The organism is Klebsiella sp. BIGb0407 (assembly GCF_024807845.1).
GTDB lineage: Bacteria > Pseudomonadota > Gammaproteobacteria > Enterobacterales > Enterobacteriaceae > JGM124.
Window position 1 is genome coordinate 1,026,672 of record NZ_JANUEQ010000001.1, and the last position, 22,746, is coordinate 1,049,417.

The 22,746-nt window shown below is 42.5% G+C and carries 22 protein-coding genes and 1 tRNA gene; 12 read left to right on the forward strand and 11 right to left on the reverse strand.

All coding sequences use genetic code 11. From position 1 onward, the window contains the following. Positions 1–63: 63 nt before the first annotated feature. The 6 genes from M2387_RS04860 to M2387_RS04885 all read left to right on the forward strand — a co-directional run bounded on the left by M2387_RS04860 (position 64) and on the right by M2387_RS04885 (position 4,925). Positions 64–984: a LysR family transcriptional regulator gene (locus M2387_RS04860; protein WP_259047533.1), complete on the forward strand. Its 921-nt coding sequence runs from the start codon at positions 64–66 to the stop codon at positions 982–984. A 64-nt stretch (positions 985–1,048) separates the two neighbouring features. After that, entirely contained in the window at positions 1,049–2,503 is a 1,455-nt protein-coding gene (locus tag M2387_RS04865; RefSeq protein ID WP_259047534.1) for an AMP nucleosidase, read from the forward strand. A 157-nt stretch (positions 2,504–2,660) separates the two neighbouring features. Next, positions 2,661–2,736: transfer RNA gene (locus M2387_RS04870), tRNA-Asn, on the forward strand. A gap of 338 nt (positions 2,737–3,074) precedes the next feature. Next, positions 3,075–3,680, forward strand: a complete 606-nt coding sequence (locus M2387_RS04875) for an ATP-dependent Clp protease proteolytic subunit (RefSeq protein WP_259047535.1) — start codon at positions 3,075–3,077, stop codon at positions 3,678–3,680. A gap of 394 nt (positions 3,681–4,074) precedes the next feature. Further along, positions 4,075–4,584, forward strand: a complete 510-nt coding sequence (locus tag M2387_RS04880) for a hypothetical protein (RefSeq protein WP_259047536.1) — start codon at positions 4,075–4,077, stop codon at positions 4,582–4,584. Then, entirely contained in the window at positions 4,581–4,925 is a 345-nt protein-coding gene (locus M2387_RS04885; RefSeq protein ID WP_259047537.1) for a hypothetical protein, read from the forward strand. Before M2387_RS04880 ends, M2387_RS04885 begins: the two co-directional genes overlap by 4 nt. Before the next feature lie 432 nt (positions 4,926–5,357). Here the strand turns inward: M2387_RS04885 and M2387_RS04890 are convergent, their stop codons facing one another. The 8 genes from M2387_RS04890 to M2387_RS04925 all read right to left on the reverse strand — a co-directional run bounded on the left by M2387_RS04890 (position 5,358) and on the right by M2387_RS04925 (position 13,177). Then, positions 5,358–5,864 (reverse strand): fimbrial protein, encoded by a 507-nt coding sequence (locus M2387_RS04890; protein WP_259047538.1) that lies wholly within the window; start codon positions 5,862–5,864, stop codon positions 5,358–5,360. A 10-nt stretch (positions 5,865–5,874) separates the two neighbouring features. Then, positions 5,875–6,924, reverse strand: coding sequence for a fimbrial protein (locus tag M2387_RS04895; RefSeq protein WP_259047539.1), 1,050 nt, complete (start codon positions 6,922–6,924; stop codon positions 5,875–5,877). 15 nt (positions 6,925–6,939) lie between these two features. Continuing rightward, entirely contained in the window at positions 6,940–9,408 is a 2,469-nt protein-coding gene (locus M2387_RS04900; protein WP_259047540.1) for a fimbria/pilus outer membrane usher protein, read from the reverse strand. A 29-nt stretch (positions 9,409–9,437) separates the two neighbouring features. Further along, positions 9,438–10,109, reverse strand: a complete 672-nt coding sequence (locus M2387_RS04905) for a fimbrial biogenesis chaperone (RefSeq protein WP_259047542.1) — start codon at positions 10,107–10,109, stop codon at positions 9,438–9,440. 67 nt (positions 10,110–10,176) lie between these two features. Further along, a complete protein-coding gene (locus M2387_RS04910; protein ID WP_259047543.1) occupies positions 10,177–10,692 on the reverse strand; it encodes a fimbrial protein in 516 nt (171 codons plus the stop codon). Positions 10,693–11,348: 656 nt separating this feature from the next. Then, positions 11,349–12,098 (reverse strand): SDR family NAD(P)-dependent oxidoreductase, encoded by a 750-nt coding sequence (locus tag M2387_RS04915; protein ID WP_259047544.1) that lies wholly within the window; start codon positions 12,096–12,098, stop codon positions 11,349–11,351. Between the two features lie 53 nt (positions 12,099–12,151). Next, positions 12,152–12,610 carry a nuclear transport factor 2 family protein gene (locus M2387_RS04920; protein WP_259047545.1) on the reverse strand — a complete coding sequence of 153 codons (459 nt, stop codon included), beginning with the start codon at positions 12,608–12,610 and terminating at the stop codon, positions 12,152–12,154. 12 nt (positions 12,611–12,622) lie between these two features. Further along, a complete protein-coding gene (locus tag M2387_RS04925; protein WP_259047547.1) occupies positions 12,623–13,177 on the reverse strand; it encodes a VOC family protein in 555 nt (184 codons plus the stop codon). 171 nt (positions 13,178–13,348) lie between these two features. Here M2387_RS04925 and M2387_RS04930 point away from each other — a divergent pair, with 171 nt between their 5' ends. Together M2387_RS04930 and M2387_RS04935 are read left to right on the forward strand one after the other, a co-directional pair. Next, complete coding sequence (locus tag M2387_RS04930) at positions 13,349–14,233, forward strand: LysR family transcriptional regulator (protein ID WP_259047548.1); 885 nt, start codon at positions 13,349–13,351, stop codon at positions 14,231–14,233. A gap of 175 nt (positions 14,234–14,408) precedes the next feature. After that, positions 14,409–14,801: a putative quinol monooxygenase gene (locus M2387_RS04935; protein WP_259047549.1), complete on the forward strand. Its 393-nt coding sequence runs from the start codon at positions 14,409–14,411 to the stop codon at positions 14,799–14,801. 55 nt (positions 14,802–14,856) lie between these two features. Here M2387_RS04935 and lacA read toward each other — a convergent pair whose 3' ends face one another. The 3 genes from lacA to M2387_RS04950 form a co-directional block, all read right to left on the reverse strand. Continuing rightward, complete coding sequence (gene lacA / locus M2387_RS04940) at positions 14,857–15,468, reverse strand: galactoside O-acetyltransferase (protein WP_259047550.1); 612 nt, start codon at positions 15,466–15,468, stop codon at positions 14,857–14,859. 345 nt (positions 15,469–15,813) lie between these two features. Further along, positions 15,814–16,818 carry a linear amide C-N hydrolase gene (locus M2387_RS04945; protein WP_259047551.1) on the reverse strand — a complete coding sequence of 335 codons (1,005 nt, stop codon included), beginning with the start codon at positions 16,816–16,818 and terminating at the stop codon, positions 15,814–15,816. A gap of 487 nt (positions 16,819–17,305) precedes the next feature. Further along, complete coding sequence (locus tag M2387_RS04950; RefSeq protein ID WP_259047552.1) at positions 17,306–17,875, reverse strand: hypothetical protein; 570 nt, start codon at positions 17,873–17,875, stop codon at positions 17,306–17,308. A 354-nt stretch (positions 17,876–18,229) separates the two neighbouring features. On the opposite strand from M2387_RS04950, the gene rnz reads away from it, so the two are divergent. The 4 genes from rnz (at position 18,230) to M2387_RS04970 (ending at position 22,694) form a co-directional block, all read left to right on the forward strand. Continuing rightward, positions 18,230–19,150, forward strand: a complete 921-nt coding sequence (gene rnz / locus M2387_RS04955) for a ribonuclease Z (RefSeq protein ID WP_259047553.1) — start codon at positions 18,230–18,232, stop codon at positions 19,148–19,150. A 1,371-nt stretch (positions 19,151–20,521) separates the two neighbouring features. Then, positions 20,522–21,193 (forward strand): EAL domain-containing protein, encoded by a 672-nt coding sequence (locus M2387_RS04960; protein ID WP_259047554.1) that lies wholly within the window; start codon positions 20,522–20,524, stop codon positions 21,191–21,193. An 864-nt stretch (positions 21,194–22,057) separates the two neighbouring features. Continuing rightward, positions 22,058–22,270 carry a glycine zipper 2TM domain-containing protein gene (locus tag M2387_RS04965; RefSeq protein ID WP_259047555.1) on the forward strand — a complete coding sequence of 71 codons (213 nt, stop codon included), beginning with the start codon at positions 22,058–22,060 and terminating at the stop codon, positions 22,268–22,270. 208 nt (positions 22,271–22,478) lie between these two features. Continuing rightward, entirely contained in the window at positions 22,479–22,694 is a 216-nt protein-coding gene (locus M2387_RS04970) for a DUF6500 family protein (protein ID WP_259047556.1), read from the forward strand. The last annotated feature ends 52 nt before the right edge of the window (positions 22,695–22,746 follow it).

Consider the following 22,746-nt stretch of genomic DNA (forward strand, 5'->3'; position numbering starts at 1 on the left):
ACAGGCAGGCGTGCTGTCCGAAAACTACCGCCAACCGATAACACTTATACTCAGGGAGGATAAATGCTCAGATTTGAAGACCTCCAGCTATTTGCCAGAGCGGCCGCATTAGGAAGTTTTAGCGCCACCGCGCGTGAGGCAGGCATTCAGCCGGGCCAGGTCAGTACCGCAATCAAACGGCTGGAAGAGAATTTACAGACTCGTTTATTTGCCCGCTCCACTCGTCATCTGCGCCTGACGCAGGAAGGCGAAAGCTGGCTGCCCTACGCTATTTCGGTTCTGGAAACCCTCGAGGCGGGATATCGGCAGATCAAGCCATCTGGCGATGAAATCAGCGGCTTGCTACAAATTGCCGTCCCTTCCGATTTAGGCCGTCATCTGCTGCTGGAAGTGTTTCATGTATTTCGTCAGCAACACCCGGCGCTACAATTAAAAATATTATTCTCAGACCAAGTGAGCGATGTCTTTAAAGACCCGGTGGATATCGCTTTTCGCTACGGTAACACCCATGATGCCTCCTATGTTGCGCTCCCGCTGGCGGCCAGTAATCGCCGGGTGCTGGTGGCATCAGCCGAGTATTTATCCCGGACTGGCACACCGCAGACGCCAGAGCAGCTTAAACAACATAATGCCCTGACCTATACCTTACAGGGGCGGACCTATGATAACTGGACTTTCCGTCGCCATAACGAACAGTATCAAGTGGCGGTGAAAGGTACAGTAACCAGTAACGATGCCGAAGTGATTCGCCGCCTGGCGATTAAAGGCGAAGGTATCGCCTACAAATCATGGATTGATGTCAGCGAGGATGTCGAGGCCGGTGATTTACAGGTTTTACTGCCACAATATCAGGGAGATGATTTACCACTTAATTTAATCTGCCCGCACCGACAGCAGCTCTCGCCAGCGGTACGTTTATTACATGAAGCCGTAAAAAATCGCTGTGAAACAGCACTGAGTACCCTGCCTGCTATAGTACAGTGACAGGAAAGTAACACACAGATAACGCGAAGTATGACGAGTACAGAGTTAGTGACATGGAGAAAGAATGAGTAATAACATCACACAGGTCGGCCTGACACCCACTCAGGCACTCGATAAGCTTGAAGCTCTCTATAATAATTCAGTTTCTGCTCTGCGCAGCGCCATTGCGGACTATACCCAAAATGGCACCCTGCCTGACGTTGATGCCCGTATTGAAGGGTTATTTGTTTATCCGCAATTACGCGTCAGCTGGGACGGTATTCCCCGCAGTAGCAATAAAACCCGCGCTTATGCCCGTTTTACGCACCCGGGCAGCTACGCCACCACCATCACGCATCCGGAGTTATTCCGCTCTTATCTGGGCGAGCAGCTCGAGCTGTTACATCAGGATTACGGTATTCAGATCCACGTTGAACCGTCGCTGCATGAAATACCTTATCCCTATGTGATTGATGGTTTGAACCTTGACCGTACTATGAGTGCAGGTCTGACCCATCATTTCCCCAGCACCGATCTGGCACAAATTGGTGATGAAAATGCGGATGGACTGTTCCACTCGACCGAAGAGTGGCCCCTGTCGCATTTTGATGCGCGCAGAGTCGACTTCTCACTGGCCCGCTTACGTCATTACACCGGTACGCCTATCGAGCACTTCCAGTCATTTGTGCTGTTCACCAACTACAGTCGCTATGTGGATGAGTTTGTGCGCTGGGGTTGCGAACAAATCAATGACCCCGAGAGTCCATATATTGCCCTCTCCTGCGCGGGTAATATCTTACTGACTTCGGAAACCGAGTCTCCGGAAGAGGCTATCTCAGATCTCGCCTGGAAGAAGCACCAGATGCCTGCCTGGCACCTGATCAACACTGATGGTAGCGGGATTACACTCATTAATATTGGCGTCGGGCCGTCAAACGCCAAAACGATTTGCGATCATCTGGCGGTATTACGTCCTAATGCCTGGATGATGATAGGCCACTGCGGCGGTCTGCGGGAAAGCCAGCAGATTGGTGACTATGTTCTGGCCCATGCTTATTTACGCGATGACCACGTACTTGATGCCGTTCTGCCGCCAGATATTCCTATCCCGAGCATTGCCGAAGTTCAGCGCGCGCTTTATGACGCCACTAAACAGGTCAGCGGCATGCCTGGGGAAGAGGTTAAACAACGGCTGCGTACCGGTACGGTCGTGACCACCGATGACCGTAACTGGGAGTTACGCTACTCAGCCAGCGCACTGCGTTTTAACCTGAGCCGGGCGGTGGCCATTGATATGGAAAGCGCCACTATCGCAGCGCAAGGTTATCGCTTCCGGGTTCCTTACGGCACCTTGCTGTGCGTCTCGGACAAGCCCCTGCACGGGGAAATCAAACTCCCGGGCCAGGCAAACCGCTTTTATGAGGGTGCTATTTCGGAGCATCTGCAAATCGGTATTCGAGCCATCGACTTACTGCGTGCTGAAGGAGATAAGCTGCATTCCCGCAAATTACGCACCTTCAATGAGCCGCCGTTCAGATAATCACTGCCGGTAAAGAAACAGTATCACCATAAAAAGTCGCATAAAATGCGGCTTTTTTAACAAATTTGCTGGATAAATCGGCAGTCGAACTTCATTCATGAAAACAGCCTTTGACAAGCTCCCCGCCCCTCGCTAATATTCGCCTCGTTCACACGATTCCTCTGTAGTTCAGTCGGTAGAACGGCGGACTGTTAATCCGTATGTCACTGGTTCGAGTCCAGTCAGAGGAGCCAAATTTAAGAAACCAGATGTCTGATGACGTCTGGTTTTTTGCTTTGTATCAATCACCTATCCTTCCCGTCTATCTAATCACGTCCCATAAGAAACATTCAAAGCTACCTATGCCCTTTTACGGGTAAACCGGCTGGTAAATTAGAGCCTGCCTTAACAACAACTGGCAACGTTTTATTTCCAATCTATACTCTATTAATACAAACACTCAATATAGTACATCTTACAATCGCTTTAGTACGTCAACATAAAGCTGGAAGAAATTAACTCATATGATATAACCATAAAGCCATCTTCATTAAATATGATGATATTAATTCAGTCAATCGGAGGAATTTAAATGCCTGTGAATGATAAAGATGTAGAAGAAGATAAAGAAACCACAGAATCGCACGGCACAGCTTTTTTGCAAAATAAACTACTTTCTTCGCGTTCGATAATTATTTCGGGAGAAATCAACCAAAGTTTAGCTGAAAAAGTCGTTAGTCAGTTAATACTTTTACAAAGTATTAGTAATGATCCTATTCGCCTGTATATCAACAGCCAGGGCGGTCATGTTGAAGCTGGCGATACCATTCATGATTTTATTAAGTATATAAAACCTGATGTGCATATAATTGGTACCGGCTGGGTGGCGAGCGCAGGTATTACCATTTTCTTAGCCGCTAAAAAAGAGCACCGTTACTCCTTACCCAATACCAGATTTATGATTCACCAGCCAATGGGCGGAGTAAGAGGACCTGCTTCAGATATTGAAATTGAAGCTAAAGAAATTATTAGAATGCACGATCGTATAAATAAACTTATATCAGAGGCAACCGGACAACCTCTTGAGAAAGTAAAAAAAGACACAGACCGTAATTACTGGATGTCGCCAAATGAAGCGATTGATTATGGAATCGTTCATAAAATAATCACACATTATGACGATTTGTTGATAGCGTGATTTTTTCTACAAACTCTGATGCCAGATTAAAAATATCATTTTAATGAGTCTGGCATTTAGAGATCTTCCGATATTGACCTTCCTCAATATCCGCACCTTGCTAAATCAGCTACGTTGCGGCCACCAGCAAACATTCGGCGTTATTCATCATTCTATTAAGGCTCCTGAAGCGACGTACCAGCAGGCCAAACATCACTCTGATAGTAGATACTCCATCATTCATAAAAGTCATGTGACACAGAACTGTAGGATGGCAAAAGTGTAGCGTATAGGCTCAGCCACCCTTGTATCTAAATGTGTTTTTTGTTAGCTTATGTAAATTAATGTATTTTAATAATTACCTATTATTTATTTGAATCATACTCACTCGATTTAAAACATGACAGGACGTTATATGAAATCTTTTCTGTATGTTAGTGTATTGTTAACACCTTTAGTCCTTACTGGATGTAATACTTCCTTTTCGCCACCTAAGCCAGAATATTATACTCCCCCTGTAGTTGATTCTGAGATTGCAAAGATTCGTCTTATTGGCGCACCAATATCGTATGCTATATATAGCATCAACAGTTCTGGACATAAAACGGGCGGTTGGGTAGAAAAACGCGAGCTTTCTTATCTTTTCACTGATGGTCCAACCAGAGATATTGGACTACCTAAAGTAACAGGTAAGGTGTACGAAGAAAAATATTTCGAAACTTATTTGAAGCCAGATACAGTCATATTAATTTATAACTCAACTGACCTTTGCGTAGTCAAGACCATACTGGTTCCTGAAAAACAAAAAATTTATGAAGCACGTATAAGTTACACGGATAAAACAGGATACTGTGTTCTTTATCTAAAAGAAATTGTATATGACAAACATAATGATATTTATATCGAAAGGAGTATCGCGAAATGAAAGCAGTACTCAAAGGTATAACCTTACTTACATGTGTTCTATTATCCTCTTGCGTATCCATCGATAAAACAAAAGCAAGTAGATTAAGTGAATATTCAGAGACAGAAATCAAAAACAAACTAATTCTTAACGTTACTACACGGAAAGATGTACTTATAGTATTTGGTCCTCCAGAAAATACCACCAACTACAATGCAGAAAACAAATGGGTATATACATCAGAAATCATTGATCATGGATTGTATATAATCGTTCCTGTATCTAATGATAGAAAGCAGCATCTATCACTTGATTTTTCGGATAAAGGGTTATTATCCGACTATAATTATCAGGAACAATAATTCTTAGAAAAACTAAAGTTTATTTATTAATAAATATTATACAGGACAAAAATTGCTCGAATATGGCTCGCTTCAATTCTAGCCGAGCCGGAACGCCTGTGACTGGACTGTACCCTGAGCATGGCGTGAGCAACACCTTTTTTATAAGTAGCATTTACGTTTTGGTGGGATAGATGCGTCCACTATGACCCGTCTGAAAGAGCAGAAAGAAGAAAAGGAGGCCATTGCCGTCTGTGGCCTCTCTGTATCACTGACAGTCAACGCAACCGCGGATTTGGCCTTTTTGTCCCTTCGCAACGTCAAAGGCTCCGCTTCAGCCACAAAAGGGGTTACCGGGTTTACTGTGGCCTGTCGCTGAACAAGCGCATCAAACCCAAAAATCGACTAAAAGGAAAGTAGTGATAAAACTAAAATATTAAACAGAGTCGTAGGTTAGTTATAACTGATATCAATATCTAACGTTGCATTAGCATTTCCCTCAGTTACCGCGCCTGTCGCTATATAGGCAGCATAAAAAGTAAAAATATTACTGATGTTTTTTGAGATGGATTTTCCTGCTGTTTTTATATTCGGTGCTATCAATGTTGTTTTATCCTCTTCATATAAAACAATGCCGACATTTGTTGCACCGTCAGGATCTAAAGAGAAATAATCATTATTCACATTCATTGATTTCCCATTAAATGTAAACTGAATATTATCAAGACTATTCGGGCAATTAGATAAACCTATATTAAATTTTATTAAATCTGTTTTATCACCAGGCTTTATAGCCGAGGTTGAATACGTCCCCATATTAACCGCAGAGTCATTGTTTATAATAGTAGTGTTACAGGGAGGGTTTATTATCTCTCCTGTTATAATAAATGATACATCTGCTCCCCAGGCAATGAATGGGGAGAAGGAGAAGAACAATAATATTATGATTTTATTTTTCATTAAATCTTTCTCACTGGTATGAGAATGTAATAGATGCAGCTGCATTCGCGCTACCTGCAATAACATTTTCACTTATTTGGATATACTGAAAAGCTAAAGGAACATTAATATTCTGATTTGCAACAGTTGTTGCATTTCCATTGTTAAGGATAATCTGGTTAGGATTGTTTTTGGAGCTGCTATCTAACCCTAATCGTTTAGCCTGTCCATTATAAAATGCCTGAACGCCAATTCCGCTAGCAGTGGAATCAGGAGAGAGTGTTATAACATCAGTGGTATTGGCGTAATTACTGGTATCACTGATGGTCATGGCTGGAATGACGCCTCTGTCACAGGTTAATCCTACAACCTGTTCAGCTTTGTTACCAAAATTTTGGTTCACTCCGGCTAGATCAGCAATACTAACCGAACCCAATGTAACAGGGACAACACTATCAGTCGTGACTCTACAAGCTAAAGATGCAATATTAATGGTAGTGCTATTCAAGGTGATCCTGGCGGTCTCAACCTGCCCCGTTAATAAAGTACAATTAAACTGTGCTACCTGCTGAGTCGTAATAGCATGTGCCCCTGCTGGCAATTTTCCCGGTATTTTAACAAAAGAAAATTTTATCTCAGCACCCAATGTTGTCGATGTGGGATTACTGCCACTAAAAGGAAATACCTGCGAGGCTGTTGTTGTTAATGCAGTCCAGACCTTAGCATTCCTGTCTTTCACCCCCATAATCCAACCAATTCCATCCACATTTGATTTAAATATGGTATAGCTCATACCGTCTATAACAATAGAGTTACCGGTAGATGCTTGTACTGATGAGAGAGTAGATTTGTTGTAAAATGCTCCCGTCACATCTGTAGCGTTACACATCTGATTCTGAGCGGGTGATACATAATCCCATTCACCTGTTAATAATGAAAAATCCGGAACAGAATCCTGAGGATTAGAAAATGTAATATTATTGACATCTATGTTTCTGTCAATAGCAAAAGCATTTACCTTATCAGATAAAGAAAACAGTAAAAATGCTGAGCATATTAATGATATGATTGATTTTTTCATTATAATTCTCTTTTATTAAATACAGGTCAACGTATTACGATAAACAGATATTTCATCATCAGGTTTAATGGAATAGGATGCGGAGCATTGTTGATCCTTAGATTCCCCCCATTTGATCTGTATTTTGCCTTTTTCGGGCATTCCGCTCATATATGTCTCACCGTTATGGCCTACTATTCCAGTGACATCCATTTCTTTATCACCAGAAAGTGATGATATTGCACCAAAAGGGATAGGATTATTCAAATTCGTTATATTGAACAATACTCTGTAGCCAATTTTGGTTTTGAATTCATGAAAAGCAACTGCCCCTCTGTTTGGAATTAATGTCGCTGAGTTTTGCTCAATTTCGGTATTGTCACCTAATGTTGATACGTTTAATGTAATATTGTTTTTTTGGAATGCTGACAAATAAGGAACAACTGCATAGCCATTACTATCCGTTTTCAGATTGGTTCTGTTGTTGATTGTAACATTCGGAGAATCCGGAACTTTTATTAACCCCATTGTTTCCCCGGTATTCTGTGATAATGTAACTCCTTCAGGATGAATAACTGCTCCCCCCTGAACCCCATAATATAGCCTTGATGCGTTCTGGGAATAATTATAACCGGAGTTTATTACACCATATCGCGCTTTATGGGAAAGCGAAATACTGCTTGTATTATTATTATTCTTTTCATAGCTTTGTTGTAAATTATAATTTAATACGTTATCAAAACCAGAGCCACTCAACCCGGTCATAAGGCTACTGTCACCTTTGTTATTTGTGTTAAAAGATGATGTTATTCTTGACGGTGAGTCAAACGCATCAAAGGGCAAACTAAAATTCATCGCCAACAAATGGTCTGAAGACCTTTCATTAGGTGAACTAATATAACTATAGTTTAGTCCGTATGACACCTTACCAGCATAGCCATTATATCCGGCAATAATGTTTTTTTCACTGCCGTTTTTATTCCAGTAGTTTTGACTGTAAGCAGATAAATATACAGAACCATAATCAAGTAAATTTTGATTCAGTGTAACCTGAGCCCTGGATTTTTTATTATAACCATTATTTATTCCATAAGGATCGCTTACTTCATCAAAGCTATAATATTCTCTTGTAGAGTATCTGTAATTGGCTATTGAAACTGAAGTTCCACTCCCAAGAATATTTTTAGAGTATTGTAACTTATAAGACTGACCGTTACTGGTTTCATCTCTTTCTTCGAAGCGTGCAGATGCTAATGTTGCATCCACTGATACAGCACCAATATCACCTAAGTTCATGCCGAAGCCGAGCAGACCTGAATGATAGTTTTCAGAGTATATTCCCCCGCTAAGCAGCGTCATATTATACGGCAGACCATAAATAAATGTGCCTGACATAAATTTAGGTTGCCTATTTTTTCTATGCTGACCGGCGGTTAATGTATATCTAATATTCCCTTCTCGCTGAAGCAGGGGAACCGTAGAAAATGGGACAACAAAATCTTGCGTACTGCCATCGCTTTCTTCAATAGTGACATTTAAGTTTCCACTAGAAGGCGTTGAATAGAGATCATTTATTTCAAAAACTCCCGGAGATACATAGGTTTCATAAATGATATTATCATTCTGCCTTACGATAATTTTGGCATTACTTTTTGCAATCCCTTTAATAACAGGAGCAAATCCTCTCATGCTAGTTGGCAACATTTCATCATCTGAATATAGTTGTACGCCTCTAAACTGAAAACTGTCAAATAGCTGGTTATTCGTTGAACTCTCACCGATTAACAGTTGAGATTTCAGAGCTGGAATGGAGCGCTGTCCATAGGAATTTATATTATTCCATTTGTTATCCCCATTCATGTAGCTATAGGTAGAATAGTTAACAATATTCCAGTTGAAAAAATGCAAACCACTCTGTAAATTAAGATAGTGAGAATTATTATCTTTATTATTCAAACGATAATTAGAGCCACTATAGGTATAGTTTAGCGTTGCAGATTTAATGCTATTATCCCATAATTCAGGGTTATAATTTTTTTTGCTATTATCTACAGCGGCCTGAGGAACACTAATGTTCAGCAGTAGTTTATTGAAATCAAAGTTATAAGCCGCATCGTCAATATATTCATTGATATTCAAGATAATAGCATCTTCATCTAATGCATTAAATCTGGCTGATGATTCAGTTTTTACTCCCCATGCGATAAGTTGTTTTTTTGTTATTTCCGGTACGAGTTTATTATCTTGCAGAATAAAACTGACATTTTTTAACCCAACTGAATCCCGGTTAAACTGTATATCTACGGAATACTTTCCAGGCATTTGGCCATTTGTCGTGGAAAAAACAGACAGATCTGCGGCATTGATATTTGATTGGTTGGTTCTTTTATCTAGCGCCAGACTATTAAAATAATCAGCTGGAAAACTTTTTCCACTATAAATCGACAAAGACAAAACCGATGAAATTACCGCAAGGTTTTTTTTATTTGTTTTATACAAAATCATACTGTTAAATTTCCACATGACTGTTCAGGCTATGTTTTTACGCTTAGAGACTTTGTCATTCCACCGAAATCATTTATGGCATTCCAGCTAATGTTATTGTCAGATTTCTTTAATTTTACATCCCAATTTAATTCACTGTTTGGGGCAATCATCCCAGGGTTTTCTATGGCCTTACCGTTAATATTTAACTCACCAAATGAAACATAATATGGCGTTGGGTTTTTAGCCGTCAGTACATTACCCTTATGCCTGAAATTTAGTTTCTCATACGCTAATGACGCATCTTTTTTATTTAATGACTTTGGCCGATAAAAAATCTTAATCCGATTATTGATCGAGATATGAAGCTCATTTTTTGCATCCGGATTACTCGTTGGTATCGATTTTATATTTAACCAAAAAGCTGTCTCTTGCTCTTGGTTTAACTTGTCAACGCTAACAATTCGCAAAGCATTACCATTTTCAGGCTCAATTTTAAATAGTGGTGGAGTAACAATTAATGGCATTTCATTTTGAACTTTACCATTAACATCCTCGATCCAGGATTGAATTAAATAGGATTTCTTATCCGGGTTTTTTATTGATATACTGCTTTCTTTATTAATTCCATCATAAATAACTCGGGTTCCACCTATAAGAACGCCAGAGAAACAACTGATACTAAATGACATCAATGATATCAGTAAAACAATATTATTCATTTTTCTATGACTGCCTGTATAGAGAAAAGCCTATTAACCGTGTAATAGTTGACAGGCTTTCTGTTGATTAATTATATGAAATATCGAAAGTTACATTTGCATTAGCGTCGCCTGGGACTGTTTTTCCAAATGTATTGTAGGCCGCATAAATAGTTGCCGTGGTTGTATTACCATTATCCAAATCGACACTGAAATCTCGTGCATTCGGTTTAATCAAAGAGCTATTACTTTGTGCTGTATACAGACCAATACCGACCAGATCGGTTAACTCCTGCTCTTCAACTGAGAAGTAATCTGCATTATCTGTTACCACGTCCCCGCTAAATAAGAAATTAGCTTTAGTCGCGGCAGGACAGTTTGATAATGTGATTTCAATGGGTACATAATCAGTCATCTTACCCGCATCGGTATAATTGGCGGTATTCCAGACGCCCATATCAATAGTATTATTCTGTTGACCATTGATAGTAACTTCACATGGACTGTCAGTAAAAGAACCTTTAAAGTTTAATGAACCATCAGCAGCAAAAGCAGAAGAAGTCATCATTACAATACAAGCGGGGAATAAAATTTTCTTTAACATTTAAGTAGCCTAATATAATTTATTTAGTGTTTTAGTCTCATATTATTTGGAGCTCAAATACGAGAGGTGCGCATCTTACATAAGAGATAAGTAATAAGATATACGTCATAAGTTAAATAAAACTCTTTAAATGTAAAAGAAACCCCACCCTTCAAATGAAATACTTACAAATAAAAATAAAAAACCGGATAACGGCACCCATTGATAAAACAAATTATTAAAATAAAACATAATACTGATACATTAAAACAACAATTACTCATAGTAATAAACAAAAAACAGGGGTGTTTATATTATAAAGTAACCATATTCATTAATACGCAGAGAGGTAGTAGCGGCTGTGTTAATTTATAACTAAGCTATTTCTTAGATTAGTTTATTAAGACTTTTTTTAATAGATATATTAGCTGCGTGTAAGGTTTTGTATTTATTATTAAGTCCACGTAGCCCTTAAAGCATCAGGATATCCCTCCAGGCAGGCTGATGTTGTGCGAGGATGGATTATATTTGGCATGCAATAGCGTCTCGCTCACGCGAGACGCTATGATTAAAATAACGGATAGGTACAACAACGGTGTCAGAACGACCTGCAAAACGGAAATTTTGTTCAGCCCGCTATAGTTCTGGCAGCTGAGGGTTATTTGCCCGGTACTGAATTAAATCTGAGCCAAGCCGCCGTCTACATATATTTCTGCTGCGTTAATAAAACTTGCATCGTCTGATGCCAGAAACGCCACGGTTTTACCTAACTCTTCCGGTTCACCCAGGCGCCCCAGCGGGACACCGGCAGCCAGTGCGTCAAACAATCCCTGGCGATGATCTTCAGGAACCAGGCCTCCCAGACCGGGCGTGCGAACGGGCCCCGGGCTAACGACGTTGACCCGGATACCACGATCCTTCAGATCAAGCGCCCAGGAACGAGCCAGGCTACGCACCGCGGCTTTACTGGCGCTATACACGCTAAAACTTGCTGTTCCTTTAACCGCAGCCGTCGAGCCCGTAAGTATAATAGAAGCGCCCTGGGTCAGTAGCGGAAGTGCCTTCTGAACAGTGAACAGCACACCACGTACGTTGGTGCCGAAAATACGATCAAAGTGCTCTTCCGTTATAGCACCTAACGGCATCATGTCACCGCCACCGGCATTCGCGAAAACAACATCAAGTTTGCCTGATTCGCTCGCAATCGTGGAAAACACCGTATCGAGATCGCTCAGGACAGAGGCATCCGCTCGAATACCGGTCGCCGAGGCTCCGATGAAAACCACCGCGGCATCCAGCTCTTCCTTACGGCGCCCGGTGATATACACTTTTGCACCCTGCTCGGCCAGCTCCTTCGCTGATGCCAGGCCAATGCCAGAACTGCCGCCGGTGACTAACGCTATTTTGCCTGAAAGCTTTTTATTCATAGTAACCATCCTGAAATTAAATAATTAAGATAAGACCCTTAAACCCTGCGATGTCATTCTTTACTGAGAAAAACACGTGCGCTCGATAACCTGTCTCCGCTGAGCGTAAAGATGTCTTCTCCACGCACCCGATACGGATTGTCTTTCGGGCCATAACCCCAGGTCACACGGGCCATTCCGTGATTCCACTCGACAGGCGCTGGCGTAAAGATAAAACCGGGGTGCTGCGCCTGCACTTCACTGATAGCGGCATTCACGCGATCTGTGCCCTCATTCAGTCCATGATTGTCGGCAACGAAGAAGTTGGGCATATAAACCGCAGCAAAGGCTTTTGCCCGCTCTGACGCATCAGTGTTATTCCAGATAGCGAAGTGGCTATCGATGAGCTGTTGTAAATCTGAAGGTGCGACCGAGGTCGTTGTGATGTTCATGGTTGTGTTCTCCGCCAATACATTCTTCGTTCCAGCCAGTAGTACAGTCAGTACCAGGGTTTTGGTGAGTATTCTCTTCATCTCCCTACCCTGTCAGCTTGCGGTTCTGGCTTTACCTACCAGCTCAATCTGCGAACCCCAGGGCGTCAGAAAGTAAAACCACTGGGTACCATCGGCGTTAGTCACAGGCTCATTCAGCGTTTTCAACCCGGCCTGTTGTATAGCCTTAAAACTCGATGCTACATCTCGCGTTTTCAGCGCAATATGCGTTGCCGCATCGTCATCCTGATGAGGATGGTCATGGCCAATTTGTTCCCCGCTGTACTGGAAGAGCTCCACTCCCGTACCATCCGGTAATCGCATCATGACAAAACGTTTGAGGTCGCTGGACTGATGCCAGTTAAAGGCCGTTTTCCACGCATCAGGAATCGCTCCCGGAACGATATCTGATTCCAGTTCAGCACCAAAAGTGGTCTGGAAGAATGCGATGGCTTTATCCAGATCGGGGACGTTTATCCCGGCGTGATCCAGTCCGGAAATAACCACCAGCGGGGTCCGGACTTCACTGAAAGCCGGTGTAACGATACTGGTAGCACCCAGCAACAGTGAAGAAGCCAGGAGCGTTGAAGCGATGCGGTAAGTTTTCATGTCTGTGTTTCCGTGATGAGTTAATGACCTAAACCAGCACCTTTGGTAACAGCGGCTGTTGTCATGATGAGAGAAGCATATCGACGGGCGATGAATTTCAAAATAGAATGATTTGAAATTCATCATTGCAGATTTGAAATGACCAGATTTCCCGATTTTGAAGGACTCGCCATGTTTTCGAAGGTGGCAGAGGAAGGCTCTTTTGCGGCAGCCGCCAGGGTGATGGGAGTCTCTGTTCCTACCGTTTCGCGTGCTGTAGCAAGACTTGAAGAACGACTGGGCGGTCGACTGTTTAACCGCACATCACGTCAGCTTGCTTTAACAGAGTTCGGCTACAGCATGGTCGAGAGCGCGTCAGATATGTACCGTCAGGCGGAGAAAATGGAAAGCGAAGCCCATGAACTGTCTGTACAGCCCCGCGGTCAGGTGCGTTTAGCGGTACCCATGTCCTTTGGTTTACGCTGGGTTACCCCTCTGTTGCCAGAATTGATCCGCCAGTTCCCGGAACTCAGTGTGGATTTACATCTGTCCGATGCGTCAGTCGATCTGATAGCGGAGGGCTTTGACGCCGCGTTACGTATTGCAGCGTTACCAGACTCGTCGCTGGTCGCACGCAGGTTATGCGCGGTGACACAGTACCTGGTGGCTTCACCCGCTTACCTCGCCGACCAAGGTATGCCGCAACATCCGCGCGATCTGGCTTATCGACAATGCTTTAGCTATGCCTATCGTGCACGGAGCCAGGTATGGCGGTTCACTCATACTTCCGGTGCGAAGGAAGATATTGTGCCCCAGGGCCCGCTGCGGGTAACCAACTCTGACGCCCTACTCCCTCCTCTGCTTGCAGGCCAGGGGATAGCTGAACTACCGGAGTTTATTGCCGCAGAATATCTGAAAGATGGGCGTCTGATACATCTGCTCGATGAATGGTCGATGACCCAGGGAGGGCTCTATTTTGTCACCCCCACCTCGCGCAGCAGACCACTGAAAGTCAAAGTACTTTCAGACTTCTTTGCGAAGCATCTTAGTGAGCCTGAATGGCGCTGGCCGGTCTGACCCTATTCTCCTGGCACACAGGACATTACATTTATGCAATGATGGTTTTCATTCTTTGCTGTTTTGATTATCTCTGGATGCCAGTATCGTTGTTTCACGTCATCAATCGAGGGTCTGTAGCAAGCTCTCAGGCTGAACTTGATCTGCATCTGGCTACACCTATCTGGAGAGAACAATGAATCTGTACAGAACCAATCTCAGTATTTCTTCCGCGGGGGATCATGATAAAACCCTGGCTACCGAAATTATCGTCAGCGCGTACTATCGCGTACACCCCGATGATCGGCAAACCTTCATCGATGCGGTAAAACCAGAGATGCTGGCTGCACAACAGCTGCCAGGCTGCGTGTTTTATGCTTTTTCTCAGGATCTGGTCAATCCTGATACTTTTCATCTTTCCGAAGGCTGGGCCAGCCCCGAAGCCTATGAACGCCACGAACAGTCAGAAACGTTCTTGAAAGCGCTGGGAACGGTGGTGAAACATGTCCGCATCCTGAACCGCGAAGGCATTCGCTATGATGTTGCAAAACAGCATATTGATGATCCACGCGATAAAGTCGCGTCCTGATTCCGGAGTAGTTCCCTGATACCTTTTTCAGTGACTGTGGGCAGATCGGTTTCTACTAACCCTCTGCTTCCACTTTAAAGTCCTTATGGTAATACTCTTTATCTTTGTCGGTAATGTCCCTGATCACTTTGCACGGGACACCAGCAGCAACCACATTAGGGGGAACATTCTTTGTCACTACGCTTCCCGCGCCGATGACTGAGTTCTCACCTATAGTAACCCCTGGATTGATAACGACCTGACTACCGATCCACACATTATTTTCTATTGTTACCGGAAATGAGAACATTTCTCCGGATTTTCTCAATTCATGATGAACAGGGTGCCCTGTTACGGAAATCGTGACGTTTGGCGCAATTAAAACGTTATCGCCTATGGTCACAATATAATCATCGACTACGGTCAAATTGAAGTTTGCGTAGAAATTATCGCCAATGTGAATATTAGACCCGTAGGAAAAATAGACAGGAGGTTCTATCCAGGCATGTTTTCCTACCGTTCCAAACATTTCACCAACAAGTTTCGTCCTTTTTTCAACCTCTGATGGACGTGTATGGTTAAATTCATACATTAACTCTTTTCCATGTAATCTCTCTTCCGGCAGGCCTTCGCACATATCGGTATACAATTTGCCTGCTTTTATTCTGTCTCTCATAGAAATGCCCATCGAAGATACTCCATCATTGTCATTCAAACGTATTTAACGGCTTTCCCTAAAAATGTGAGCGAGTAATATAAAATGTAATTTTCAGTCGATAGAAATCTCTGACGGGATTCAATTACAGAGATTGTAATCCGCTCACATTTCATTAATAAAATAAGAGTATGACGTTATTCCTGTAAAGAATAAGATGAGCAATGGGTGAGCTAACTCACACAATTGTCCCTGCTGCTGATGGCCTGGCTGCCATCGCATTAACCAAGGAAGAGGCTATAACAGATAACAGCCCCCCGCCAGAAGCGGACCTTACTCAGTCCGCACTCTGGTCATCATCAGGGAACTGACCGGCTTTTAATGCCCCGATTTCATCATATCCAGCGTCAGTAATTTCAGATCTTCGCCTTGCTTAAAATGACTGCTCACGTTCCCGGAAATCCCGTTCTCCAGGGTGAGATCATTCACCAGATTCAGTTTGGCCTGCGGAGATGAGCTGGAGAAATCAAGCTCGTCAAAATTAACCCAAACGATATTTGGCCGCGTGGTGGACTCAAAGACATAACGACGGTGGGTTAAATCCATCACTACCTGCCACAGCGTTTGTGAAGCATCAGGTTTGCCCGGATCCGGGATACGGAAAGGCTGAGCAGCATTACGCATCACGCTCAACATTGCAGCGATAGCTTCAACTTGTGTTGCTGGCTGACTGAGACGGCTGACATAGTAGCTGGCTCTGGCAAAGCGATCGCTGGCCAACGTAGAGCCTGGCAGCGGCAGCTCTCCACCCAACCCAGTGAAAGTTTGCGCCAGAGCGAGTTGTTGATCATAGGTTGGTGAGTTTGTCATCACGCGATATTCCCGGCTGTGATAGACCACTGGCTTACCGGCGCTGTATTCAATAATGCATGAATCGCCTTTGGCATCGTCCAATGCGAGATGGATAGCCGGAGGGCTTCCGCCGGTAGGGTCTTCCATTTGCACAACTTGCACCCCTGATTTCTCTATCCAGTCAACCGCATCAGCGACAGATGAAAAATTATCGAGAAAATACTGCAACCAGACCGCCTGGCTAAGCTGCGTACGGGAAGCGTCTGGTGCACCGTAGTCAGATTCCGCAAGCCATAAGATATGACCTGCCAGTCCGGCTTCATTCATACCATCAACGGAGATCAGATCAAACGCCGTGGCCACCAGGCTTCCGTAACGAGAAGTCCACGTCAGCTCGCCATTGACACCATCATTTCGGGTGATGCCTCGTGGCTGCATCCACAGGTTTGTCATCAGATCCTTCTGGAAGTCCATATTACGGCCTACAATAACGGCACCATTTGCATCCGGCCAAACAACGCGTGTACACATTCTTATCCCCTTTTCTGCTGTCGACGAGAATATCCTCTGCCCAAAGTATAATGGGGGATATTCTATTGTCATAGGAAGATGGTTTTACACACCCGTTCCCGTGGCGTTTCAGCTAAGAGCGAATCAAAACACTGCGATGCTGGCTCCACGCTTGCCACATTTCGAGCACTTGAACCGAGTTTTCAGATCTTCCAGAGAGATCCCCATTGCAGCATAGCGTTTAAGGTCGTTTAAAGTGAGGATTGCGGGCTTACGACAAAAAAATCCTGAGGTGCAACGTACCAGCATCTCCGAGTCGCTTTTTATCCAGTCATCAAGACTGTCGTACGATCTCGTTCGCCACTGATTAACTTCATCACTGTGCCAGCCTATCTTCAGCTCAGCTCAGCTCAGCCCAGGCAGGCAGTAGAGATTCAGCTGGAGGCTTTATCATAACCTTCCTGGATCGCCTGGTAATGTCTGCTCGTTTCAGAAGCGGCTATTTTTCTTATATGCAGGGTCCTGTAGCGCATCCGTACATCATAAACAGTGGAAACAAGGGAACTAAAGGGATCAGGGCGACGGTTCCCAAAGTGCTCAGCGTTTTGGTCTTATCATTAATGGATACCACCACTGGCTGTTCCAGCTGGTAAGGCACGGCCAGTTCTGGAGCATAGGATGAGGACCAAAATCCTGACGCTTTAAACAAAACACCGAGTCGGTCGTTATCAATCGGCATCGCATGATACTCATTGTTCAGCACCGCATGCTGCCCGGCATCCAGTTTTCGTTTATCGATCACAACCAGGTACTCTGCCGTCACTTCATGTTGTTCTACCATAAAGTTAACCCGTACTCCGGAGGCCTGTTGATGAAAGCGTTCATAAAATGTCTTATAACGCTGATATTCCTGCGGCACGCCGCTACGAAAAAATCGGTAACTGTATTTAGCCGAGCTGGCAATAATACCGGACTCAATAGGTTTAACGGCTACAATGGTATCGGTAGGCGGCAAGTTTGGTGCACTTGTACAGCCTGCCAGAAGCATCACTATCAGCAGTGATAAATATCTCATCATATCAACTATTCCTGTGCACTATTTTATCCATGACATCCGATAATTTCATTTAAGTCCAGACTTACAAATGTCCATATCTGTTTATCATAATTTCTGAACCAGCTTCAATCATTCGATCTATCATTGTTGGGTAACAAGCCTATAAAAAAATAAGAATATTCGTGTGATCCACACCCTATTGTGGTTTCTCACCTTTATTTTTAAAATAATTCAAATATGCGTATTCGCTTTTCCCTCAAACTCATTCCGGGCGATTTGATTGCTATAGCAGCCCTGCTATCGTTGTTTAAATTAGAAACATCATCCCTCACTGGTATACTTTATTTTTAACTTGTGCCCTAAGGACATTGGACGATGGAATTACTATTTTTGGGGACATCTGCAGGCGTCCCTACCCGCACGCGAAATATGACGTCGATAGTGCTGAACTTGCAACAGCCAACAGGGGCTGAGATGTGGCTGTTCGATTGCGGAGAGGGTACTCAGCATCAGTTTCTTCGTACGCCGTATAATCCCGGTAAACTGAATAAAATTTTTATCACCCATTTACATGGCGATCATCTGTTTGGTCTCCCCGGCCTGCTGTGCAGCCGCTCAATGCAGGGGGCTTCGCTGCCACTGACACTGTACGGACCCAAAGGGCTTGCAGAGTTTGTAGAAACCGCGCTGCGCCTTAGCGGCTCCTGGATCGATTATCCACTCACCATCGTCGAAGTCGTACCAGGGTTAGTTTTTGACGAAGCTGGCTACAGGGTCACCGCCTGGCCGCTAAACCATCCGGTCGAATGCTACGGTTATCGTATTGAACAGCATGATAAGCCAGGCTCTCTGGATGCCTCTCAGCTTATTGCCGACGGAGTGCCCCCTGGTCCATTATTCCACCGCTTAAAGCAGGGTTTAACCATTGAGCTGGAGGATGGTCGTGTAATTGATGGCAGCAAATATCTTGGCCCCCCCACTCCGGGTAAGAGACTGGCTATTTTTGGAGATACAGCACCCTGCGCTGAGGCTCTGGAGCTGGCACGCGGCGTGGATGTTATGATTCATGAGGTCACTCTCGAACAGGCTATGGCAGAAAAAGCCAACGGACGAGGACATTCATCCAGCCAGCAAACGGCGGAACTGGCGCGCGATGCGGAAGTCGGCGCCCTAATTGCAACCCACTTTAGTTCTCGCTACGATGCCGAGGGTTGTCAACAGTTGCTCACAGAATGCCGGGAAGTATTTCCGTCTACCGTACTGGCAGAAGATTTCCTCGTTTATACCGTAGAATAAAAAAAGGCGTAACGCGGAAAATAAAAATAGTCGCGATTACGCCAACAATTCCTATTCAATATAATGGTCATAACGCAAGATAGATTGGCGGTGTTAATGGCTACTTTCAGTATTCTGGCGGTATCTCGCACACCACTTAAACAGCCTGTGCTCGTTTTTCCCGCATAATCCTAACTAAGAGTGCGTCTTTTCCTCCTGAAAACAACTAAGAATGGCGCTGATGCTTTCGGAGGCCATGCACAAGCGTGTGAATAACGCGCCGGTGAAGCGCAGTTTGGGTCCTTAATTATCACCTGAAAATTGCTCTATATATAGATATTGAGTCGTTCCTTTAATTAATCACTGAATTTTAGAGACAAATAAAATCTTAAGAAAACATTAAACTGTCATTAAAAAAAGATATGAAGATAATATTTATTTCCTCTTCAAGGCATTCATTGTTTTTTCTACTCCTTTATAACTACCAGCTGTATTAGCCACGCTAATGTAAAAATATATTTCAAACTCATAAATCTAAATTATAATCAGTTTCATTCTGAATGAAAAATAACATAACAAATTGATTGATATAGAATTTCACTTCTATATGGGGTGTTTCATTTAATTGTCAATCTCTTTTTAATTGGAAAGGCAGATCAATAACCAAGTATTGATAGCTTTTGACTATCAAAATTTAATCATCGATCGTTTTAAACTATTTCTATTTGTAAATATTCCATGTCATGATTAATAAAATTCCTATTCGGTATTAAATGATCAATAACAGATGCCACTGACTATGAAATGATACTTACATCATCGATGAAGAGAATAGGATTTTTTTCTTACATGGTTATTAACAACAATTTAACATTCGTAGAATGGTATGATTTTTAGTATACAAACTCAGTTCTAGCTAACTAATTTGATAGTTTAAAAATTCATAAGGATATTTAAAAATTTCATATTAAAAATGCAACCAGACATATTAAAAAATATCTCAACCATATGCTTAAATAATTTACAGGAGTTCATTCCTGGCTGGATTTATAAATCTATTTTTTATCTTTCTCAACAACTGAAATACTTGAAAGGTATTCATGATAATAAAAAAATTTAATATAACTTTATAAAATTATAAAACGACAACATACCTAAGGTTAAAAGTGGAAAATTTATTCTTCATTATGTTAGCCATAGTGCTATCTATTGCCGCGATTGTATTTATTATATCCTATATCATAGATGCAAGAAGCGCCAGGCTTCCTGTAACTAAGCGCAAACGATAGTTCACACAACAGTCTATTTAAACATTGTGAGTATTACAGCTTACAGAAATCTCTCTGAGTAATTTCCTGTTAACGATTTATATTATTTATATATGGGATTCAAATGAACATCGAATTCGTTGCTGAACCAATAGTAAATATTCATGAAAATCTGCTTGGAGTGGAGCTGCTTACTCGCTTTGTTTTGAATACAAACAAACCATTACACCCGCAGTTTGTTATTTCTGGCTGGGATATCGAAAGGAAACGGGTCTTTCTTTATGAACAGTGCGATAATATAGCCTCAAAACGGCACTGGTTTGAAAGCAACGGTTTGTTCTGCACAGTCAATATTGAGAATGATATGGCAACCATTCTCACTAGTGATGAGTTTTTAAAAAAACGTTTTGCGTCAATGCCTTTTGTGAAATTTGAGATATCTGAACATTTTCATGACCGGGACCCGGAATTAAAAAATCCTCTGCTGAAGTCACTTAAGCAAGGCAGTAATGGACTCTGGCTTGATGATCTTGGTGCCGGGAATGCAAATATCACTTGCCTGCTTAACGGCTACTTTGAAGTGGCAAAAATTGATCGCTATTTTTTTAAAGAAGAGATACAAAAAAACACTTTCCCTTTATTAATTAAAAATATCAGAAAGTACTGTGATAAAATTGTCGTAGAAGGTGTAGAAAGTAAGCAGTATTTACCTGTTTTACAACAAGCTAATATTTGGGGTTTACAAGGATATCTTTTTGAATCAGCGCCCTTTCATGAGGTTGAATCATTGTTATAAAGATCATTATTTATTTTAAGCTGAGCTAGCCGTTTATCTTCTGACCGTTGATATATTCCACCCTCAATCATTGACACTTTTTTGTATTCAAACATAATGTTATGCATATATAACATACCCTGCCTGTTCTGCAGCACAATGGCCTCCCCTTCATCGCAGATGACTATTTCTCAGACATTTCCACTTCAAAACACACCAATATGTATGCTGTTATTCCTGCGCCATACAAGATAAAACAAATTCCTAATTAGTCAGCAGAAATCACTTTGAATCAATGATTAAAAATAATTCATGACATCCATAACAACATTAAAAACCAATATAAAAAGGATTTTAAGTTGAATAAACCAAAATCTATGTTTATGCAGACTGTTTTCTCTGTTTCAGCCTGTACAGGGTGTTGTCCGCAAGTAAAAAGTCAGAACAATATCTGGAGCATTCGTTTCAGACCCCTCGGGTTACTTCTCCACGGTTTTATCTTACCTAATAGCAATTTTAAACCATGGTGTAAAAAATGAACTTAACATTAATCATCATATTGATATTAATACTAATTACCGGAGGATTAGCCATACTATTCTCATATTTTACTCGGCCACGATTCAGGTCAACCAAGAAAAAAAGAAAAGATTAGTCGCTGACTTAAGCAGCCCGTTTCTGTTCAGGGTTCAGGCTGCTGTTTTCTACTCCGTTTCCCCCTGATTTATTCATTCCCCCAACCTCTCTCGTCGATAAATAGGAATTTTTACCTATCGCAACATCGTTGTAACACGTAAATTTTATCTATCAGGCTCAGGGATGGTGCAAAAGCATCATAGAAACCCTTTTTGTATTCCATTATTACTGATGGGAGTGAGGTTAATCATGCTCTTAAAACGTAGCGTTTCTGTCGCAGTCGTAGTAGTGCTCACCCTTTCCATCACTGCCTGCGGAAATATGTCTAATCGCGGTCGTGATACAGCTGTTGGTGCAGGTATAGGTGCGGTTGGCGGTGCAGTGCTGACCGGAGGAAGTGCAGTAGGTACCGTTGGTGGTGCTGCTGTAGGGGGCGTTATCGGCCATCAGATCAGCCGCTAACTTATCCTGAAAAACCGCTGTCGACATAGGTTTACAGCGGTTTACTCACCTCTGCAATAATATCATCTCGCTATAACCAGCTTCTTCCCTCTCCCCTGTGACAACCTGTTATCTCCTGCAACCATTTGCTATCTGCAAGACAATTTTTTCGTACAGGCAAACTGGTGTTATTGTTAGTTAAGTTCCAATATATAGAAAAGGTAATATTGTGCAGCCAGCAATAAAGAAAAAGATACTGAGTATTTGCGAGGCAAAAATAGCGGCTAAAGGTAGTAATGTCGGACTCTCGTTCTATGCCTTTTTTGCCAACAAAAATGATGAGCCCGAGCAGTTAATGGAAGTCGCCCAGTGGTGGATTATGGAGATGAAACTCGATCATTTTGAGAAAGCAGAGAAGATAAAATCGCTGGTACTGGCGATGTAAAGCCTTTACCTGACTCATCACTTTCAGCAACTCTGGTAGTAAGGTCCATAAA

Bases quoted from the DNA above. Each gene is read 5' to 3' on its own strand.
- M2387_RS04860 (WP_259047533.1), top strand. From the start codon at position 64: ATGCTCAGATTTGAAGACCTCCAGCTATTTGCCAGAGCGGCCGCATTA.
- M2387_RS04865 (WP_259047534.1), top strand. From the start codon at position 1,049: ATGAGTAATAACATCACACAGGTCGGCCTGACACCCACTCAGGCACTC.
- M2387_RS04875 (WP_259047535.1), top strand. From the start codon at position 3,075: ATGCCTGTGAATGATAAAGATGTAGAAGAAGATAAAGAAACCACAGAA.
- M2387_RS04880 (WP_259047536.1), top strand. From the start codon at position 4,075: ATGAAATCTTTTCTGTATGTTAGTGTATTGTTAACACCTTTAGTCCTT.
- M2387_RS04885 (WP_259047537.1), top strand. From the start codon at position 4,581: ATGAAAGCAGTACTCAAAGGTATAACCTTACTTACATGTGTTCTATTA.
- M2387_RS04890 (WP_259047538.1), bottom strand. From the start codon at position 5,864: ATGAAAAATAAAATCATAATATTATTGTTCTTCTCCTTCTCCCCATTC.
- M2387_RS04895 (WP_259047539.1), bottom strand. From the start codon at position 6,924: ATGAAAAAATCAATCATATCATTAATATGCTCAGCATTTTTACTGTTT.
- M2387_RS04900 (WP_259047540.1), bottom strand. From the start codon at position 9,408: ATGATTTTGTATAAAACAAATAAAAAAAACCTTGCGGTAATTTCATCG.
- M2387_RS04905 (WP_259047542.1), bottom strand. From the start codon at position 10,109: ATGAATAATATTGTTTTACTGATATCATTGATGTCATTTAGTATCAGT.
- M2387_RS04910 (WP_259047543.1), bottom strand. From the start codon at position 10,692: ATGTTAAAGAAAATTTTATTCCCCGCTTGTATTGTAATGATGACTTCT.
- M2387_RS04915 (WP_259047544.1), bottom strand. From the start codon at position 12,098: ATGAATAAAAAGCTTTCAGGCAAAATAGCGTTAGTCACCGGCGGCAGT.
- M2387_RS04920 (WP_259047545.1), bottom strand. From the start codon at position 12,610: ATGAAGAGAATACTCACCAAAACCCTGGTACTGACTGTACTACTGGCT.
- M2387_RS04925 (WP_259047547.1), bottom strand. From the start codon at position 13,177: ATGAAAACTTACCGCATCGCTTCAACGCTCCTGGCTTCTTCACTGTTG.
- M2387_RS04930 (WP_259047548.1), top strand. From the start codon at position 13,349: ATGTTTTCGAAGGTGGCAGAGGAAGGCTCTTTTGCGGCAGCCGCCAGG.
- M2387_RS04935 (WP_259047549.1), top strand. From the start codon at position 14,409: ATGAATCTGTACAGAACCAATCTCAGTATTTCTTCCGCGGGGGATCAT.
- lacA (WP_259047550.1), bottom strand. From the start codon at position 15,468: ATGGGCATTTCTATGAGAGACAGAATAAAAGCAGGCAAATTGTATACC.
- M2387_RS04945 (WP_259047551.1), bottom strand. From the start codon at position 16,818: ATGTGTACACGCGTTGTTTGGCCGGATGCAAATGGTGCCGTTATTGTA.
- M2387_RS04950 (WP_259047552.1), bottom strand. From the start codon at position 17,875: ATGATGAGATATTTATCACTGCTGATAGTGATGCTTCTGGCAGGCTGT.
- rnz (WP_259047553.1), top strand. From the start codon at position 18,230: ATGGAATTACTATTTTTGGGGACATCTGCAGGCGTCCCTACCCGCACG.
- M2387_RS04960 (WP_259047554.1), top strand. From the start codon at position 20,522: ATGAACATCGAATTCGTTGCTGAACCAATAGTAAATATTCATGAAAAT.
- M2387_RS04965 (WP_259047555.1), top strand. From the start codon at position 22,058: ATGCTCTTAAAACGTAGCGTTTCTGTCGCAGTCGTAGTAGTGCTCACC.